The following is a 19,497-nucleotide window of genomic DNA, read 5'->3' as shown; positions in this document are numbered from 1 at the left end:
TTTACTGACCGGAAACGCCGGCCGGAGGAGAGCCGGCAGACGGCTGAAACGATTCCCGCAGAATCAGCGTCTCATCGATAAAAGTTTTCTCCACATGCGGTTCCCCGTTCAGATTCCGGAGAATGATGCCGGCCGCCCGCCTGCCGATCTCCTCCACGGGGATGGAGATGATCGAAATGGACGGCGTCATGTAAGAGAGGAAATATTTGTTGCTCCAGGCGATCAGGGACAGATCTTCCGGAATCCGGACATGGTGGGTAAACAGCACCCGCAGCAGCATGCAGATCAGATGGGTGTCGCAGAACACCAGGGGGAACTCCCCGACCCGCGGCAGAAATACTTTTTCCACTTCCTCACAGGTGGTTTCCTTCACATAAAGGACTTCCCCGGTGCAATCCTCTTCCGCGACAGCCTGTTTGAAACCGCGAATCCATTCCCGGCCTCCGACGCAGTCGGGGGGGATCGACAGGAAAGCGATTTTACGGTAGCCTTGTTCGATGCAGACCTTTGTGGAACGGTATGCCGCCAGATGATCGTTGCCTTTGACGAAGGAGAGTTCCGGCTCCTCCGTCTCTTCCAGCAGAACGACGGGGATGGAGTTCCGGACCATGTCCGTGAAATGTTTTTTTTCATCCGAAGCGGGCTGAACGATGACGCCGTCCACATTCCGCTGCATCAGGTTGAGGAAGATTTTCTTCTCCTTTTCCGGATTCCCCTCCGTATTGCAGAGCAGTACATTATACTCTTCGCCGAGCGCGTCCTCCACCGCTTTCACGAAGCCGCACCAGAAATCATTGTCGATATTATACACGACGATTGCGATGTTGAAGGTGCGCTTCAGCCGGAAATTCCTGGCCTGTTCGCTGCGCCGGAAACCGTTGTGCATTGCGAACTCGGTGACCCGCGCCCGGGTTTTGGCGGCGACGCGGGTGTTGCCGTTCAAGGCCTGAGACACCGTTGTCGGCGAGACGCCCAGTTCTTTTGCGATATCATAGATTGTCATGGCTCAATAACCTTTTCACATCGATTTGAAAGCTATTAATATTATATTCAAATCGATGTGAAAAGTCAAGAGCAAAAAGATTTTTTTTGCATTTTTATTCGATGTCCCGTCCCCGGGGGGGCATGGCGGACGATAAAATTGATTTTCCTGCACGGCAGGGAGATTGCCGGTTGTTTCCGGTTCGGATCGTGAACTCCCGTTCCGTGTGCGGCCGGTATCTATCGGGCAGCTTCGTGCAAAGCACCATGTTTCCGCAATGTTCACCGCTGTGCGGCAGATGCCGTCAGGAGCTCCTGACGCATTTTCACCTGTTGCTCCGTAAAAAATCCCGGTATGCCGCCGCAGTTCTCCATCGTCGGACAAGGCGGGAAATATACTTCCGAATCCGCATGTTTCAAACGGGAAGCTCTGCCGCCTTTGCGCGCGCAGACGTGCTGCTGACCGGCTTCTCTGCTCCGGGGTCAGCGGAAAATATCCGCGTCGATTGCGTTTTCGTAGCTGTCCGAGACGACGTCGAGGTATTCGGTATACGGAGCGGACCCGGGATTGTCGATCAGCTTCCGGGCGAATTCGGCCGACCGTACGCCGATGTCGAATAAATCCCTGATGTGCAGCTGGAGGGTCCGGAACGGCTGCCGGCTGCCGTTTTCTCCGGTCGCGGCCGGCAGCAGCCACTGAAACAGGGATTGCGTTTCGGTCGAGCAGAGCGCGTCGACGTTGATCGCCTCCGCCTTGCAGAGTTTCGACAGTGCGGGCAGGCAGCCGGGCAGGGTGATGAGGTAACTGCAGAGGAGTCCGTCGGCTCCGGCCAGCGGCGCAAGGTTTTTTTCGTGGCCGGGCGTGTACAGGAGCACTTCGCAGACCTCCTCAGCCGGGACTCCGTGGAGCAGGAGGGTTTCGCGGTAGCCGCGTGCGGTCTCCCGGTTGCTGAGCGTGGTGATGATGGTGTCGATGATCCCGAAACGGCTGCTGCCTTCAGCCAGCTGGCGCAGCGCGGCGCGGCTGCCGATCTCGTAATCCCGGAAGCGGAGCTGGTGGAACGCGGCGATTTCGCTGCCGGAATAGAGCGTGATGACCGGCGGAAGCTGCGAATGCCGGTCGAGCTGCCCGCGGATATGGTCGGCGTCGTATCGGTTGAACGGCTGCAGGCACGGCAGGTAGATGATCGCGTCGACGCCGCAGTAAAGCTGCGTATCGAACGCCTCCGCCTCAAGGTCGCGCTGGTTGCGGCAGGGGTAGATGGAGAGATTTTTACCGAGCGGCGTCAGCACCGAGGAGATTCCTTCCAGAAGGGTTCCGACCGCAAAGGACATCTTGTAGCCCGCGATGAAGCCGATGCAGCCGGACTGGCGGCCGAGCATGGCTTTGGCATGAAAATTCGGCCGGAAGCCGACCTCCGCCGCCTTGCCGCGGATCCGGTCATAGAGGGCACGGCTCAGCTCCGACTTCTCCCACGGACGGCCGAGCGCCCGTGAAACGGTGGAAGGCGAAACGTCGCAGAGTTTGGCGAATTCCCGGATATTCATACGTGACATTCATGCCTGGGGGTTCAGGGTTGAGTCATTAATCTAGCCTGCGGCGGTTCCGATGTCAACCCGGTTTTGGAAAAATTTATGATTTTAATGATCGTCCGGATCGTTCGAACACTTGACAAAACGGTCCGGATGCAATATAATAATAAACATGAAAAATTGTGTCGATCGCAGGGACCGACCGGGGGAATATCTGCCGATGCAGATTTATGATAAGCATTTTAATTATGTGAATACAGCAAACAACCGCAGCAGAAGAAGCTCCGCAACATGTTCCGGAGCTTCTTTTTTGCATATTTATTTGCAGATTTATGATTTTATGCGCGAAATGTTCTCCCTCCCGATTGCCGCCTGCGGCGGTTTCCGCGTCATCCTGCTGCTCTCGGTCCTTGCCGCGGGCAGCCGGCTGTGCGGCGGCGACGCGAACCGGGAGGTGAAGCGCATCCTCATGGTCGATTCCCATTCATCGGCGGATGTCTGGACGGTGGAACTCGGCCGCGGCTTCCGGTCGAGCCTGAACCGGACCCGGCTGAGGGTCAATTACGAGAAGTACGAGCTCGGGGTCCGCTATCAGCCGGGCATCGCGCCGGCCGGAGCCGATGTCGAAGCGCTGCGGCGCAAGCTCGCGGCGACCCGCTATGACCTGGTGGTGACGACCAACAACGCTGCGGCGAATCTGTTTTTCGACGGAATTCTCACGCTGCCGCCCGGGACGCCGCTCCTGGCCTCCTCCTATCACGGGGAACTGACGCCGGAGCTGCAGAAGAAATTCAACATGACCGGCGTGGAGACGAAGCGGAATCTGCTCGACAATCTCCGCTACGGCCTCCGTCTGCTGCCGGCGGGTGTGCCGGTCGTCATTGTCGTGGGCGCTTCGGCGGACGGGGACAATCTGCCGATGGATTTTGTGAAGCAGAGCTTCCCCCCGGATGTGCAGGCGCGGATTCGCGTGCTGCGGGGCGACAGCCTGTCCACGGAGGAGATGCTCCGGGAGCTGGCGACGTGGCCGAAAGAGTCGCTGATGCTGTTCCACTCCTGGAGTTCCGCGAAGGAGGAGTTCCCGGAGAACGGTTACACGATTCTGCCGCGTATCCGCCGGATTTTTCCGGGAGTGGTCTTCGGCAAGTTCGACAGCTATATCGGACACGGCGCCGCAGGCGGCATCGTGGTCTGCGGGCTGGAGCAGGGCGGTCAGGCCGGCGACCTCGCCGTCCGGATCCTGAACGGAGTTCCGGCCGGGAGCATCCCGGTACTGAGGGGCGGCGACAAGGCGCTGTTCGATTATGCCGCGCTGCGGGAGAGCGGGCTGGACCCCGCAGCGCTGCCGGCCGGGACCGGATTTGTGAATGAACCTCCGGACTTTATTTCCGTCCATCGCACGGAACTGGTTTTCGGCATGGCGCTTCTGGTCGCGGTCCTGCTGTTCTATATCGCGGCGCTTCATTACCGGAAGCTGACCCAGCGCAAGCTTGAGGCGATGTTCAGCAACCTGCCGCAGCGGATTCTGGTGGTCGATACGGCCGGAAACGTCCTGTACAGCCATGTGCCGGACAGCCGCGAGCCGTCGATGCCGACCCGGTTCCGGAAAATCGGCGAACTGCCGGAGCAGGTCCGGAAAATTTTCGTTTCCGCTGTGGATGAGGCGTTCCGCGGCGGCAGGAAGATCGAGATCGATTACCAGCTTTCGGACCGCTGCCGTCATGCCGAATTCATCCCGATGCCGGAGAGCAATCCGTTCCGCACCCGGGTTGTCATGGTGATCTCCGGCGATGTGACCGAACTGCACAACAGCCGTCTGGCCGTGGAACAGCTGGCGGAGCGGTTCCGGCTTACGCTCGAATCGATCGGCGACGGCGTCATCGCCACCGACAATGAGGAGCGGATCACGCTGATCAACCCGGTGGCTGCCGGGCTGACCGGGTTTACGGACCGGGACGCCGTCGGCCGGAAGCTGGACGAAGTGTTCCGCATTGCAGGCTCGTCCGACGGCGCTCCGGTGGAGTCGCCGCTGCGGAAGGCGCTGGAAACCGGCGCCATCGTGCAGCTGGCCAATCATACCGACCTCATTTCCCGGACCGGGGAGCGGCGGAACATCGCCGACAGCGCGGCGCCGATCCGGAACCCGGAGGACGGCAGCATCGCCGGCGGCGTGCTCGTGTTCCGCGACGTCACCGAAGATTACCGCACGCTGGACCGGCTCCGGGCCAATTCCGTGATTCTGAAGAGCGTGGCGAAGATTGCGAAGATCCTCTATTTCCGGCACGGGGAGAACGGAGTGCTGGAGGCTTCCGGGGACCCGGAACAGTTCTGGCCGTTCCGCGACGGCCGTCCGCTTTCGCCCGGAGAGTGGATTTCGCCCGGGGAGCTGCCCGAATTCCTCGAGGCGTGGAGGAAACTCAAATCCGGCGAATCATCTGAGCTGCAATTGGTTTACTCCGCCGGAACGGGTAAAAGACGCCGTTATTTTGAAATGCTGGCGGAGGAGTCCGTCAATCCGCTCAACAGCCGCCGCGAATTCTGCGGCGTGATTCAGGACATCACCCATGCGCGGGAGAACGAGATGCGCTACCGCGACAACCTGAAACTGCTTGAGACGATCATGGACAACCTGCCCGGATATGTCTTCGTCAAGAACGCGGACGACAATTTCCGCTATATTCTGGGAAACCGCATCTTCGCCGGAATGCTCGGCGTCGATTCGAAGGAGATTCCGGGCCGTTTCGATCATGAGATCTTTCCGATGGACCGTGCGGCGGCGAAGAAATTCCGGGAGGACGATGCGCGGCTGGTCGCCTCCGGAGAACAGTTCGACTGCCAGGAGGTCTTCCGCAATGTCCGGGGGCGCGAATTCATCGTCCGCACCATCAAGAATGCGATCGTCCGCTCCGACGGAACCCGGCTGCTGATCGGCATGGGGATCGACGTTTCGCGCCAGTATGAGCTCGAGCAGGAGCAGACGCGCACGATCGATACGCTGAACAATTACATCAACTGCGAACGGATCATCAACCGCTCGCTGGCGAAGATCACGCTGGAGAACGATTTTGACGCGGCGGTGCAGAGCATGCTCGACATCATCGGGGAACAGAGCGGCGCCGACCGCTGTTACGTGTTCCGGTATGCGGACGGTTCGTATGAATATTCCGACAACATCTACGAGTGGGTCCGCGACGGAATCGAGCCGCAGATCGCCAATCTGCAGCACAGCGATATGACCGACACGCCGGGGTGGACACGGCTGCTGCAGAACCGGGAGGAGATCGTCATCTCCGACCTGGATCATCCGCCTGCCGGACTTGAATCCGAGGCGGCCTTCCTGAAGCGGCAGCAGATCCGCTCTCTGCTGGTCAGCGGGATCTGGATCGACAATAAGCTGTGGGGCTTCGTCGGGCTCGATTTCGTCCGGAGCCGGAAAGATTTTTCGGACTGCGACATCCATACCGTCCGCAGCATCGTCAACCTTTTTCTGCTCACGCGCGAGCGCTTCCAGCAGCTCGAGCGGATCGCCGACAGCGTGTCGCTGCAGCGGCAGATCGTCGACAACATCGCCATCCCGATCGTGATTCTGAATCTCGACTGCACGATTGTGACTGCGAATCCGAGCATCCAGGATCTGACGGAGCTGTCGCCGGAGCAGCTCGTCGGCCGGAAGTGCCACGATGTGATCTGCCGGAACCCGGAGCCGCCGCCGTGGTGCCCGATGCGGGAGACGCTGAGGGACGGCCGCATGCACCATGTCGAGGCCGAATACAATCACCGCCGCTTCGACGTGACCTCGCAGCCGATTTTCGACCGGCACGGGAAGATGATTTATGTCCTGAAGTCCGAAGTGGACATCACGGATCTGGTTTTGCAGAAGCAGGAACTCCAGGCCGCCATGGAGCAGGCGCAGGCCGCGAACCGGGCGAAGAGTTTTTTCCTCGCCACGGTCAGCCACGAGCTGCGTACGCCGCTCAATGCCGTGATCGGGTTTTCCGAGCTTCTCCAGACCGGCAGTGTCGAGCCCGCGGAGCAGAGGGAGTACCTGCGTTCGATCAATTTCGCCGGAACCGCGCTTCTGAACCTGATCAACGACGTCCTGGACCTTTCGAAGCTCGAGGCGGAACAGATGAACATGCTGGAGGCGCGGACCGACGTCGCCTCGCTGGTCGCCGAAACGACGTCGGTTTTCCGCCTGAAGGCGCAGGAGAAGGATCTCTTTTTAAAGGTCGACTGTTCACACGTGAGATTCCTGCTCAGCCTCGACCGGCAGAGACTGCGCCAGGTGATTTTGAACCTGGTCGGAAATGCGATCAAGTTCACGCCGGCGGGAGGCGTGTCGGTCCATGCCGAATTCGTTCCGGACGGGGCAGCCGGAACCGGCACCCTGCTGATCCGGGTGGCCGATACCGGGATCGGCATCTCCCCGGAAAATATCGGCAAGGTGTTCGACCCCTTCGTGCAGGACGATACGACCCGCGGCGCCCGGATTTACGAGGGGTCCGGGCTCGGGCTGGCGATTTCGCGGCGGCTGGTGGACAAAATGGGCGGCCGGATCGAGCTGGCCAGCGTTCCCGGCTCCGGCACCACCTTCACGGTGCGGATCGACAATCTGAAATATGAGCTGCCGGCGGCGGACACGGCGGAACCGCCTTCCGCTGCGCCGGCACCGCTGCCTGCGGCGACGGCCTGCCGCCGCGTACTGCTGGTGGACGACGTTGCCCTGAACCTGAAGGTTCTCGAAGCCATGCTGAAGAAACTGGACATCTCCGCGGCCTGCGCCGGCTCCGGCGAGGAGGCGCTGCGGTTGCTGCGCGACACGCCGCGGTTCGATGCGGTGCTGACTGATTTGTGGATGCCCGGCATGAACGGGTTTGAGTTGGCGCGGCGGATTGCGGAGTCCGCCGACTGGAGGAGCATTCCGGTCGTCGCCGTTACCGCCGATACGCAGGTGCTGGCCGGGAAGACCGGGGTATTCCGCGATATTCTGCTCAAGCCGATCACCCGGGAGTCGTTGCATAAAATGTTCGAACACATTCTGACCGGACGGGAGATGAGCAGATGACAGGCGAAATGGCTTTATCGGCGTCGGCGCTGCTAGGCGGCTGTCTGACCGGATTCGTTCCCGCGGCCGGATGGCCGGGAATCGTGTTTGCCGCCTGTGCCGGCGCCGTCGCCGGCGGAGTTGCGGTCGTTTTCGCAATGCGCGTTTCCGCCGGGCGGAAATATCCGCCGGCCGTTTTCTCCGAGGGCGGGCAGAGCAGGAGCCGGATTCTGCAGGATACCTGCGATGCGGTCGGCATTGTGCCGTTCCGCTGCGACTCCGGCGGCCGTGCGTTCGAAGCGTCGGGCGCCGAGGGGTTCTGGCCGTTCCGGGACGGTTCTCCGGTTCCGGTCGAAGAGTGGCTCATTCCCGAAGATGTCGCTCCGTTCCTGGCCGGATGGGCGGAGCTGCTCGGCGGAAAAAGAAAGGAAATTCTTCTCGAATACCGCTCCGACCGTTCCGGCAGCCGCAGATATTTTGAGATGCGGGTCCGGCGCGCGGCGGACCGGGACGGCGGCTGCACCGGCATCATCCGCGATGTGACCGACATCAAGGCCGGCAGGGCGGAAGTCGAGAATACGAACTTCATGTTCCGGAATATTCTCGACAATCTGCCCGGCTATGTTTTCGTGAAGGATGCCGATGACGATTTCCGCTACGTGCAGGTCAACCGGAAGCATCATCCGCTTCTCGGCTGGCATTCCGAAGCGAGTCTCGGCATGACCGATGCGGAGCTGTTTCCGCCGGACGAGGCCGCGCGTTACCGCAGGCAGGATGAGGAAATTGCGCGGACAGGCAGGGAATTCTGCGGAGTCAGCGTTTTCCGGGACGGGCAGAGCGTCTGTTACCTGAAGATTTTCAAGCAGCTGCTGGTCCGGGCGGACGGCGCGCGGCTGATCGTCGACATCGGCATCGATGTCACGCATGAGCACGAGCTTGAGCTTGAACTCGAGAAGAATATCGAGAAGCTGAACGGGCACGTCCGCGATGAGCAGAGCATGAACCGCTGCCTCGGCTTCGTCTCCGGCAGCGGGGATTTCGACACCGTGGTGACTTCGTTCCTGCAGGAGCTCTGCGGCAGGTCGGAGGCGGCGCGCTGTTTTATTTTTCTTTACGATGAACCGAGCGGCACGTTTCTGAATTCGCACGAGTGGAGCCGCACGGAGGCGCTTTCCCTGAAGGGGCGGCTTGACAGGCTTGATCCGCGGGAACTCGGCTCTTTTTGCGATATATTGAACGCGCATGAAGAGGTTGTGATTCAGGATGCGCTCTGCCCGCCGCCCGGGCTCGAGGCGCTGGCGGACAAAGCCGTGTCGTATGGAATCCGGTCGCTCCTGATAGCGGGAATCTGGCGTGAAGGGCGTCTGATCGGCTTTGCCGGCATCGATTTCGTCAGCTCCGCTCACTGCTTCACGGCGGAGGAGTCCGGCAGCGTCGGCAATGCGTGCAGCCTCTTTCTGCTCGCGTATGAGCGCGAACGCCGCCTGCGGGAGATCGAGGACAGCGCGGCGATTCACCGCCAGATGATCGACAATATCCCGACCCCGGTGATTCTGTTCGATCCGGATTTCAACATCCTGAGCGTGAATCGGAACACCTGCGAATCCACCGGGCTGCGCGAGAGCGAGCTGGTAGGCTCCAAGTGCTATCATGTGCTCTGCAACAGCGATTCTCCGCCGGAGTGGTGCCCGATGAGGGAGACCGTAAAGACCCGCCGGAGCGCAAGGGTCGAATTCGCCGGGCACGGCCGCGAGTATATCGTCTACACCCAGCCGGTGTTCGACCGCGCCGGCGATATGATCCATGTGCTGGAGACCGCGCTGGATGTGTCGGAGCAGCAGGAGCAGGCCCGCCGGCTGTCGATGCAGAATCTGCTGCTCAACAACGCGGCGGCGGTTGCGAAGATCACTTATTTCACCGGCAATGCGGAAGGCGATGCCAGGATCATCGGCGGCAGTACCGGGACCGGGCTGCCGGTGGAACACAGCCGGTCGTTCCGTTTTGAGGACTGGCTGATTCCGGAGGACCGCGGGGAGTTTTCGCAGCTGCGGACCGGGATTGTCTCCGGGGAGCACGACACGCTTGAGATGGTCTGCCGTTCGGACGCGGCCGGCGACCGGCGCAGCTACCGGCTGGTGGTGACGCGCGACCGGAACGACCGGAAGCTGTTTATCGGCGTCCTGCTCGATATTTCCGCCGACATCGCCATGGCGGCGGAACGTCAGGAGCTGATCAAGTCGCTGAACAATTACGTCGAGAACGAGCGGATCGTGAATGCCGGGCTCTCCCAGATCGTGCTGGAGGAGGATTTCGACCGGAACGTCGAGGAGATTCTGCGGATCATCGCCACGCAGCTCGACAGCGACCGGGCTTATTTCGGGGTGTTCGAGCGCGACGGTGCGGAATTCCGTTTCTGCCATGAGTGGTTGAACGACGGTGTGACTTCGCTGAAGAATATCCGAGACTGCCGTTTTTACGCCCAGTTCCCGAAATGGTACGGCAGATTCCGCGACAACGAGCTGCTGATGATTCCGGACATCCACCATTCGGAGTATGCGGAAATTCTGCGCGAACCCGGCTGCCGGACGCTGATTTGCGCCCCGATCTGGGTGGACCGCGAGCTGTGCGGCATTCTCGGGGTCGGCTTTATCCGGGAGTGCCGGGAGATCTCCGAACTGGACCAGAATATCATGCGGTCCGCCGCGAAACTGATCGCCATTTCGCGCGAGCATCAGATCCAGCGCGAGTCGTTCGATGCGCTGGACCGCCAGAACCGGATGATCATCGGCTCGATTCAGGTGCCGATCTGCCTGTTCGACGAGAATGGCGCGCTGATCCGCTGCAACCCGGCCGCGGCGGCGCTGGCCGGGGTTTCGGCCGAAGAGCTGTCCGGCCGGCCGTGCAACCGTCATCTGTGCGGACTGGCGGAGGTGCCGGAGTTCTGTCCGGTCAGGAACGTGATTTCCACCGGAGAACCGTTTTCGCACGAGATCAGGATCAACGGGCACGAGTGTCTGGTCAGTGCCGCGCCGATCCGCGACCGTTACGGAAAGATTCTGCACGTGCTCGAAAATATGATCGATATGAGCGAGGTCAACGAAAGCCGCCGCCAGCTCGAAGTCGCCATGCGGGCGGCGCAGGCCGCCGACAAGGCCAAAAGCGCGTTTCTGGCCACGATGAGCCATGAGCTGCGCACGCCGCTCAATGCCGTGATCGGATTTTCCGAGCTTCTGAAGGCGGTGAATCTGCCGTCGGCGGAGCGGGATGAGTATACGCAGTCGATCAACCTGGCCGGAAACGCGCTCCTGAACCTGATCAACGACGTTCTGGACCTTTCGAAGATCGAGGCGGAGCAGATGGTCATCGTTTCGCAGCCGACCGAGATCGAACCGCTGCTGCGCGAGATCATGACGGTATTTCAGTACAAGGTCCAGGAGAAGGGGCTCAGCCTGCGGCTCGTGGTCCCGCCGGATCTGCCGGTGCTGGAGGTCGACAGCCAGCGGCTTCGCCAGATTCTGCTGAATCTGGTCGGCAACGCCGTCAAGTTCACGGCCCGCGGCGGCATCCTTCTGACGGTGGCCTTCACCCGGCGGGATGCCGGAAAGGGGCATTTTTCGATCAGCGTGGCCGATACCGGCATCGGTATCAGGGCGGAGGCGCAGGAGCGGATTTTCCTGCCGTTCGTTCAGCAGGATGCCGCGCGCGACAGCCGGGTGTTCAACGGCACCGGGCTCGGACTGACCATTTCGCAGCGGCTCGCGGTCGGAATGGGCGGAGCGCTGCGCGTGGAAAGCGAGCCGGACAAGGGCAGCAATTTCATTCTCGAACTGCCGGAGGTCGCCTATGCGGAGGCCGTGAAGAAACATGCAGCCGAACCGGAGGAGACGGCGGAGCTTCCGCTCGGGCCGCTCCGCCTCCTGCTGGTCGACGACGTTCCGATGAATCTGCGCGTCCTGCAGGCCATGGTCGGCAAGCTGGGGCTCGAGTGCGTCTGTGCCTCGTCCGGCGCCGAGGCGTTGCGCGTGTTCGGGGCGGGCGGCCCGTTTGCCGCCGTCCTGACTGATTTGTGGATGCCGGAAATGAACGGGACGGAGCTTGCCGAACGGATCGCGGCTTCCGCCCGGCCGGTTCCGGTCATCGCCGTGACGGCGGATACGCAGATCGCCGCCGACCTGCCGGGCGTTTTCAACGGCGTCCTGCTGAAACCCATAACCCCGGATGTGCTGAGGAAAGTGATTCATGGCGTTCTGCAGAACAAATGATTCCGGCATAAGGAGGAAGAGGAGCCCGGCTGCGGCCGTGTTCCTGCTGCTCCTGCTGCTTGGCTGCCTGCTTCCTCGGGAAGCGGGGGCGGCGGAGGAGATCGCCGTCCGGAAGCGGATTCTCTACATCGCTTCCGCCGACGGCTCCGCCCTCTGGACGGAAGAGGTGCTCGACGGGTTTCTCGACGGCATCCGCCGCGGGAACGCCCGGCCGGAGATCGACGTCGCAGAGCTCGGGATTCTGCGCAATCCGGAGTTTGCCGTGCGGCGGCAGGACAGTGAGTATCTGCTGAAAGCCATGCGGAGACGAAAGTACGATGTCGTCGTCACGGAGGGATACGCGGCGACGGAGCTGGTCATGTCGCGCCATGCGGAGATTCCGCGGCAGACGCAGATCGTTTTCTGCGGCTATATGAATTTCGACCGCACGAAGCGGGTTCAATATCCGAATATGACGGGCGTGGAGTTGCCCGGCAGCCTGATGGACAATGTGCGTTTCGGCCTGTCGCTGCTGCCCCGGACGCAGAAGATCGCGGTCGTCACGGCCGGGTCGCCGCAGGGCGAGGCGCTTTATCGGGAATTCGCCGCGGAAGCGAAGAGTTTCGACGGTCCCGGAATCGTGTTCCTGCACGGCTCGTTCATGGGGACGGAAGAGATGCTCCGGCAGCTCCGGCAGTTGCCGGAGGAGGCCTTCGTGGTTCTGGCCGGCTGGCGGAGCGCCCTGCCGGAGCCGTCCGTTCCGGAAAAGCTCATGCGGGAAAAGATCGTCGCCGCGGCCGGCCGGCCGGTGTTCACTCTGTTCGACACGGGACTCGGCGACGGCGCCGCCGGCGGGATTCTGCTGCGGGGCGGCGCGCACGGACGGGAGACGGCGGCGCTCGCTTCCCGGATTCTGGGCGGAGAGCGGGCCGGCGAACTCCCGGTTCTCCGGAGCGGTGCGCAGCCGGTCATGGACTGGAACGCCCTGCCGCAACTGGAGCTGTCGCCGGGACAGCTGCCGCCGGAGACCGCGTTCGTCAACCGGCCCGGTCCGGGCTGGAAGGCGTGGTATCAGGAGGGTGCGGCCGGTATCGCGGTTGTGCTGATTGCGCTGACCGCTTATCTGTTTTTCACGGTGCAGCGGGACCGGAGCCGGAAAAAGATGAATGCGCTGTTCGCCGCTTTGCCGATCCATGTCGGCGTGGTGGACGGCAGGGGGCGGATTCTGTTCTACCAGGCCGGGAACCCGGTCTTTTCGACCCGGCGGCCGAAGCGGCTGCCGGAACTGCCGCTCGAGCTTCTGCGGGAGATTGAACGGCCGCTGGCCGAGGTGTTCCGCACCGGTGCGCCGGCCCGGCTCGAATACGGCGTATTCGGCACTTATCTGCAGCTGGAGCTGCTGAGTCTGCCCCGGCAGATTTTCCGGCGCGAGGCGGTCATGTGGATTTCGGCGGATGTGACGCAGCTGCACAAGGCGTATACCGGCATGACCCGGCTTGCCGACAATTTCCGGCTGATCCTCGATTCGATCGGAGATGCCGTGATCGTGACGGATTGCGACGGCGTTATTGTCCGGATGAACCCGATGGCGCGGAAGCTGACGGGGTGGGAGGAGAATACGGCGGTCGGCCGGAAGGTCGATGACGTGTTCGCCGTCGTCCCGGCGGCCGGGGAAAAGGGGGAGGAGACGATCGTGCGCGCCGTGCTCGACCGTGGCGAAGAGGTGCGCTTCGACAATCACACGGAGCTGCTTTCCCGCGACGGCAAACGGTATCACGTTACGGCCAGCGCTTCTCCGATCCGCGAGGCGGACGGCGAAATTTCCGGCGCGGTTCTCTTTTTCCGGGACGTGACGGACGATTTCGAGAAGCGTGCCACGCTCGATGCGCAGAATGCGATTCTGCGCAATGCGACCGAGGTCGCCCGCATCGTCTATTTCCGCTGCGACGAGACCGGCCGGATGACGCCGCTCGGCGATTTCGGCCGTCATTGGGGCTGCCGCGACGGCGGGCCGGTTCCGGCCGAGGAGTGGCTCGAACCGGCCGATCTGGACGGATACCGCCGCGAGCTGACCCGGCTCTTCTCGGGCGCCGCGGACGCGGTCAACTGCTTCTACCGCGCCGGCGGCGAGACTCCGAAGCGCAGCTACGAGATGCGCCTCGTGAAATCCCCGCAAACCGGCGAGAACGGCGCGCGGGTGTTTTACGGCATCATTCAGGATATTACCGAACTGGTCCGCCAGCGCGAGCAACTCCGCGAGGCGATGGAGTCGGCGCAGGCCGCCAACCGCGACAAAAGCCGTTTTATCGCCGGGGTCAGCCACGAGCTGCGCGCTCCGCTCGATGCCGTGATCGGCTTTTCGGAGCTGCTGCAGATGGACGGCATTCCGCGCGAGGAGGTCCTGCGGGATCTGCAGGCCGTCAACTTGGCCGGGCGCACGCTTCTGGCCATGGTCAACAATGTGTTCGACTTTACGGAGATCGAGACGGACAAGCTTGAGATCCAGCCTTCTCCGATGAATCTGCGGGAGCTGCTTTCGGAGATCTTCATGATTTTCCGGCAGACCGCCGAGGGCCGGAATCTGAAGCTTGAGCTGATTCTGCCTGAGCACATGCCGCGGGTGGTGCTCGATCCGCAGCGGCTGCGGCAGGTCCTGCTGAACCTGGTCGGCCGGGCGGTCAGGTCGGTACGGGACGGGAGCGTGGTCATCTCGGCGAAATTCGCGATGGCTGAAGCCGCTTCCGGTCACGGCGAGCTGGCGATCCGGATCATCGCGGCCGGCAATGCGGTGGAGTGCGCCCTGGTCACCGGCCGTTTCGGCGGCGCCGGGGAGGCCGGACTCGAATACAAGCTTTCGCAGCGGCTCTGCAGCCGGATGGGCGGCAGCCTCGAATGCACGGGCGGCTCCGGCGGGGGCGGTTCGTTCACCGTCGTTTTCCGGGAGCTGCCGTGCGTGCCGTCCGCACCGGCGGAAACGGTGGAGCCGGCGGAGCCCGGCGGGGAGAGGAACGACCGTGTTCTTCTCGTGGATGATGTTCCGATGAATTTGAAGGTCATGAGCGCGATGTTCAACCGCCTGGAAATTCCGCACACCTGCTGCGCGTCGGCGCGCGAGGCGATCGGCGAGGTCGGCCGGGCGATTCCGGCGGCGGTGTTCACGGACTTGTGGATGCCGGAGATGGGCGGGGACGAACTGGCCGGATTCCTGGCCCGGAATCCGGCAACGGCTTCGGTTCCGGTCGTAGTTGTGACGTCGGATCTCGAGATCGGCCGGAATGTCCGCAGCCATTTCCGGGAAGTTCTGCTGAAGCCGCTGACGCTGGAGGCGCTGCAGGAGTGTTTGAAGCATATCCGTTCCGTCGAAAGTCCGGAGCGGCCGGAAGGAGCGCAGATCTGATGGTACGGCGGGAGAGCTGTTTCGAGACGCGGAATACCGGAACCGGGATGCCCGGATGCACCGTTGTGTCCGGTGACGTCCGGGAGCGCTCCGTCCGTGTTTCGCGGCTCAGCTTCTTCCTCGGCAGGTTCGGGTCGAAAACGGCCAATGCCGGCGAACTGCCGGGCCGGACGGACATCGGGGACGACGAAGAGCTCGAACTGCGGAAAAACACGGTCAGGGAGGAGTTTGCCGATTTCGACGAAAACTTTGAACTTCGGGAGCAGATCGCGGACGGCGGACAGGGGCTCATCAGCCGGGCGGTCGATAAAAAGCTCAACCGCATCGTCGCCGTGAAGACCCTGAATGGAACATTGAAGGAGCGCAGCAGCAGCCGGAATGCCTTTGTCGCCGAAGCGAGGGTGACCGGCCGGCTCGACCATCCGGCAGTCGTGCCGGTGCACGGGCTTTATTCGGATTCCGCCGGCAATCTGCATCTGGCGATGAAGCTGGTCCGCGGGGATACGCTGAAGGAGTATCTGGACAAGACCGCGTCTCTGTACCGCAGGATGCCGCGCAGGCAGGTCGAACGCGGCGAACGGAAAATGCTCCAGCAGCGGCTCGAGATCTTTCTGCGGGTCTGTGAAGCGGTCGCGTATGCCCATCACCGGAAGGTGATTCACCGCGACCTGAAACCGGAGAACATCATGATCGGTTCGTTCAGCGAGACTTACGTCATGGACTGGGGAATCGCCGAGCACCAGTCCTGGAAGGATGCCGGGAGCGCGTCCGGCAAATTCTCCGGCACGGTGCAGTATGCGGCGCCGGAGATCATCAACAGCCAGGCTTACGATTCGCGGTCGGACATCTATTCGCTCGGGCTGATTCTGTTCGAGATGGTCTACCTGAAGCCGGCCTATCCGTCCGGCTCGATGCCGGAGGCGGTCGAAATGGCGCGGAAGGGGCGCATCGCGTTCTGCGATCACCGTTTCCGCTGCCGGGTGGACCGGGATCTGACGATGATCGTCCGCAAGGCGCTCGCCCCCCTGCCGGCGGAGCGTTACCAGAACGTCAAATCGCTGATGAAGGACCTGCGCAGCTATCTGCGGTGCGACGAGGTTTCGGCCAATCCGGACGGCATCCGCGGCCGGCTGTTCCGCAGCTTCCGGCGCAATTACCGGCCGCTGCTTCTGATCTGGGGGATGCTGCTCCTGGGCTGCATGTGTCTGGTTTCGCTGTTTCTTTACCGGGAGATGGAGAAAGAGGCCGTACGCAGGCAGACGGAGGCGGCGTTTTCGGAGATCTATTCGAAGGGGGTCCATGCGGCGACCCAGTTCGATTTCCGGCTGCACTCCTTCGAGAATTTGCTCAATACGCTCTCCTGGGAGACGTCGCTTCTGCTCGAACGCCCGGCCGCCGGGGGGGAGAAAATGACGTTTTACGGGTTCTCCGGCGCGGCGCGGCCGGAAGGCGAACCGCCCGGCTTCGCCTATTCGCCGGTCTACCGGCGGAAGATCGATCTCGACACTTTCGTTTATCTGGTGCCGCGCGCGGTACGGCCGGAGACGGTGGAACTGCGCGGGACGCTGCTGAAGCTCGATCCGCTCCGCCGCGGATTTTTCCGGCTCGTTTCGCAGAGCCTGGCGGAAGTTTCGCCGGTTCCGGCCGGGGAGGAGAAGCAGAAAGAGATGATCCGCTCTTTTGCGAAGCCGCCGTTTGCGTGGGTCTATGTCGGGCTGAAATCCGGATTGTATGTCTGCTACCCGTACCACGACGATTGCGATGAGGATTACGACCCGCGGCAGCGGCCGTGGTACCGGCTGGCGGAAGAGGCCGCGGACCGTCAGGCGGTATGGAGCGAACCGTACGTCGGCCACGGCGCCGCCGCGAAGACCGGCCGGGGCGAACTCATCGTCACCTGCGCCCGGGCGGTGACGGGGGACGACGGCCGCGTGCTCGGCGTCGCGGCGGCGGATATCACGCTGGCCCGGCTCCGTGAAATGATGCTGCAGAACGTCAATGCCTCCCGCGCCGTCACGAACCGTTATCTGGTTGACGGGGGCGGCCGCGTCATCATCGGCAGCGGTTCCGGCCCGGAGGACGAAACCGCGCCGGAGGACGACGGGTTCCGGCAGTTCCCGAATCCGGAGCTGCTGCGGACGATCCGGGACAGGCGGAACGGGCGGCTGTTCGTCACTGAAGACGGTGTGCGCCGGCTCTATTTCTTCCAGAAGATCGAGACGGTCGGCTGGATGTATATCGAACGGATTGACTTTGCGGAGATGCTCCGCAGCAAACATAAAACAACCAACAAATTATCGGATATCGTATGAGTGATCGCAAATACAACGTACTGGTTCTGGATGATGAAAAGTTCATCCTGCTGACTGTTTCCGCCTGCCTCAAGAACGGCCCCTTTCAGGTGACGACGGCGGACCACGCCGAGCAGGCGCTCGACGCTTTCAAGCAGAAGCGGTTCGACGCCGTGCTCTCCGACATCATGATGGATTCGGTGGACGGGTTCAAGTTCAGGGACATGATCCGCAACTACAACAAGCGGATTCCGATCATCTTCCTGACCTCCCTCATGGACGACATCGACAACTCGCTCATCAACCAGATCATGAAGGACAGTTATTCGTATTACCTGAACAAGAACTTCACGCGCACGAGCCTGCTTGAAAAGCTCGATCAGGTCGTGAGGGCGTATCAGGCGCAGAACGAGATCTCCCAGCTCGAGAAGAAGATTGAGAGCGACCTCGAGCTGGCGGCGCAGGTGCAGACCGCCATGCTGCCGCCGTGGATTCGTTTCACGGAGTGTTATGAGTTCAGCTTCATCTACCGGCCGCTCTTCAAGATCAGCGGCGACCTCTTCGAGTGGATTCCGATCGATCCGCAGAGCTGCCTGTGCGTATTCGGCGACATTTCCGGACACGGCATTCATTCCGCGCTGACCATGACGGCGGTCCAGTCGATTCTGAAGCAGATGATCACGATTCATGCGCCGGACGAGTTGCGGCCGGACCGGATTCTGCGGCAGTTGAACGATTTTTTCTGCGAGAAGCTCAACATGTGCAGTTACATGACCTGCCTGATCGGTATCTGGAATTTCCGGGACAACCGGCTGATCTACCACAATGCCGGCCACCCCGATCTGCTCTGCTTCCACGCCGGAAACGGCGAATGGTTCGACCCGAATCCGCGCAAGCGCGGCAGTCTGCCGGTCGGTATGCTGCGCGAGGCGGACTATCTCGAGTCGAACAATGTGGAGCTGGAATTCGCCGACGACACCGTGTTCCTCGCCCATTCCGACGGATTGTGGGATATCGGAACGCATCCGAACGACCAGGCGGGCGTCGATGTCAAGACCTTCCAGCAGCTCGCTTCGGCGGCGGTGAAGGACAACTATGTCGTGGAGATTCCGTTCCGTCTTTCCGGGGCGCTCGAGCAGATCGGCTACGACACGCCGATGGACGACTATTCGCTCTTCGCGCTGAAGAAGCTCAGTTCGGAGGTCGGCAGAACGATCTTCCTGCGCCAGATTCCGCCCGACATGGCTTCGATCGACCGGGCCACGCAGGAGGCGGCGGAATTCATCGAGAAACAGTTGCACTCCGAAGAACTGGCGGGCAGGGTCGAGATTCAGCTCAGCGAGTTTCTGGTCAACATCTTCAAGCACGGGCTCGGCAACTACAAGAAAGCGACCGACGTGATCGCCGTGCTGATCAGGGGGGTCGAGGAGGGCGTCAACGTCACCGTGCTCGACCGGGGCAGGTTCTGGGAGAACGGCGATGAGGATTCCACCGAGGAGGTCGACCAGCTTCTGGCGGAGCTGAGCCGGAAGAAGGCCGAGAGCGGCCGCGGGATTCCGCTGATCCGCAAGCTTTCGCCGCAGATCAGCCGCAGGCATCTCTGCGGCCTCAACGAAACGATTTTCACCGTCAAATACGAAAACGCCGAAGGCAGAGAGGAGAGAGACAGATGAACGAACAATTCAGAGCGCACCTGGCCGGGACGCTGGGCATCGACGACGCCGAGCTCCAGGATGAACTGATTGCGGAATACAAGCGGACCGTGACCGATTCGATCGCGCAGATGAAAGAGGCCGCCGCTGCGGCCGACTTCGAACGGCTCCGCCGCCTCGGGCATGCGCTGAAAGGGTGTGCGCTCAACATCGGCCACCCCGCGGCGCACGAATGCTCGCTCGGTATCGAGAACGGGGCGAAGGAGTCGGACATCGCGGCGTGCAATGCGCGGATCGCGGAACTGATCCGTCTTGCGGCGGAATTGGAGTGATATTTTGATCAGTCATTCCAAGACAA

General features: G+C 61.9%; 8 protein-coding genes. 6 read left to right on the top strand and 2 right to left on the bottom strand.

All coding sequences use genetic code 11. The features are described from left to right. Position 1 precedes the first annotated feature (1 nt). Entirely contained in the window at positions 2 to 1,003 is a 1,002-nt protein-coding gene (locus FYJ85_RS10005; RefSeq protein WP_154418326.1) for a LacI family DNA-binding transcriptional regulator, read from the bottom strand. 461 nt (positions 1,004 to 1,464) lie between these two features. Further along, positions 1,465 to 2,529, bottom strand: coding sequence for a LacI family DNA-binding transcriptional regulator (locus FYJ85_RS10000; protein ID WP_106055208.1), 1,065 nt, complete (start codon positions 2,527 to 2,529; stop codon positions 1,465 to 1,467). A 295-nt stretch (positions 2,530 to 2,824) separates the two neighbouring features. On the opposite strand from FYJ85_RS10000, the gene FYJ85_RS09995 reads away from it, so the two are divergent. Genes FYJ85_RS09995 through FYJ85_RS09970 form a run of 6 tightly spaced genes read left to right on the top strand, consistent with a single transcriptional unit; the run spans position 2,825 to position 19,471 of the window. Further along, positions 2,825 to 7,579, top strand: a complete 4,755-nt coding sequence (locus tag FYJ85_RS09995; protein ID WP_206213086.1) for a PAS domain-containing protein — start codon at positions 2,825 to 2,827, stop codon at positions 7,577 to 7,579. Then, positions 7,576 to 11,820, top strand: a complete 4,245-nt coding sequence (locus tag FYJ85_RS09990; RefSeq protein ID WP_154418253.1) for a PAS domain-containing protein — start codon at positions 7,576 to 7,578, stop codon at positions 11,818 to 11,820. The genes FYJ85_RS09995 and FYJ85_RS09990 overlap by 4 nt, the downstream gene beginning before the upstream one ends. After that, the gene (locus FYJ85_RS09985) at positions 11,798 to 15,196 is read left to right on the top strand and encodes a PAS domain S-box protein (protein WP_154418251.1); all 3,399 of its coding nucleotides are present in this window, start codon (positions 11,798 to 11,800) and stop codon (positions 15,194 to 15,196) included. Before FYJ85_RS09990 ends, FYJ85_RS09985 begins: the two co-directional genes overlap by 23 nt. Next, complete coding sequence (locus tag FYJ85_RS09980; protein ID WP_154418249.1) at positions 15,196 to 17,508, top strand: serine/threonine protein kinase; 2,313 nt, start codon at positions 15,196 to 15,198, stop codon at positions 17,506 to 17,508. The genes FYJ85_RS09985 and FYJ85_RS09980 overlap by 1 nt, the downstream gene beginning before the upstream one ends. After that, a complete protein-coding gene (locus tag FYJ85_RS09975; protein WP_154418247.1) occupies positions 17,505 to 19,160 on the top strand; it encodes an ATP-binding SpoIIE family protein phosphatase in 1,656 nt (551 codons plus the stop codon). The genes FYJ85_RS09980 and FYJ85_RS09975 overlap by 4 nt, the downstream gene beginning before the upstream one ends. Continuing rightward, positions 19,157 to 19,471: an Hpt domain-containing protein gene (locus FYJ85_RS09970; RefSeq protein ID WP_154418245.1), complete on the top strand. Its 315-nt coding sequence runs from the start codon at positions 19,157 to 19,159 to the stop codon at positions 19,469 to 19,471. Before FYJ85_RS09975 ends, FYJ85_RS09970 begins: the two co-directional genes overlap by 4 nt. The last annotated feature ends 26 nt before the right edge of the window (positions 19,472 to 19,497 follow it).

It is taken from the genome of Victivallis lenta, from assembly GCF_009695545.1.
GTDB lineage: Bacteria > Verrucomicrobiota > Lentisphaeria > Victivallales > Victivallaceae > Victivallis > Victivallis lenta.
Note: the sequence above shows the minus strand (reverse complement) of the source record. Positions and strands in the feature narration are given on the sequence as shown.

Coding starts and splice junctions, on each gene's coding strand:
- FYJ85_RS09970 (WP_154418245.1), top strand. CDS start 19,157: ATGAACGAACAATTCAGAGCGCACCTGGCCGGGACGCTGGGCATCGAC.
- FYJ85_RS10005 (WP_154418326.1), bottom strand. CDS start 1,003: ATGACAATCTATGATATCGCAAAAGAACTGGGCGTCTCGCCGACAACG.
- FYJ85_RS09980 (WP_154418249.1), top strand. CDS start 15,196: ATGGTACGGCGGGAGAGCTGTTTCGAGACGCGGAATACCGGAACCGGG.
- FYJ85_RS09975 (WP_154418247.1), top strand. CDS start 17,505: ATGAGTGATCGCAAATACAACGTACTGGTTCTGGATGATGAAAAGTTC.
- FYJ85_RS09990 (WP_154418253.1), top strand. CDS start 7,576: ATGACAGGCGAAATGGCTTTATCGGCGTCGGCGCTGCTAGGCGGCTGT.
- FYJ85_RS09985 (WP_154418251.1), top strand. CDS start 11,798: ATGGCGTTCTGCAGAACAAATGATTCCGGCATAAGGAGGAAGAGGAGC.
- FYJ85_RS10000 (WP_106055208.1), bottom strand. CDS start 2,529: ATGAATATCCGGGAATTCGCCAAACTCTGCGACGTTTCGCCTTCCACC.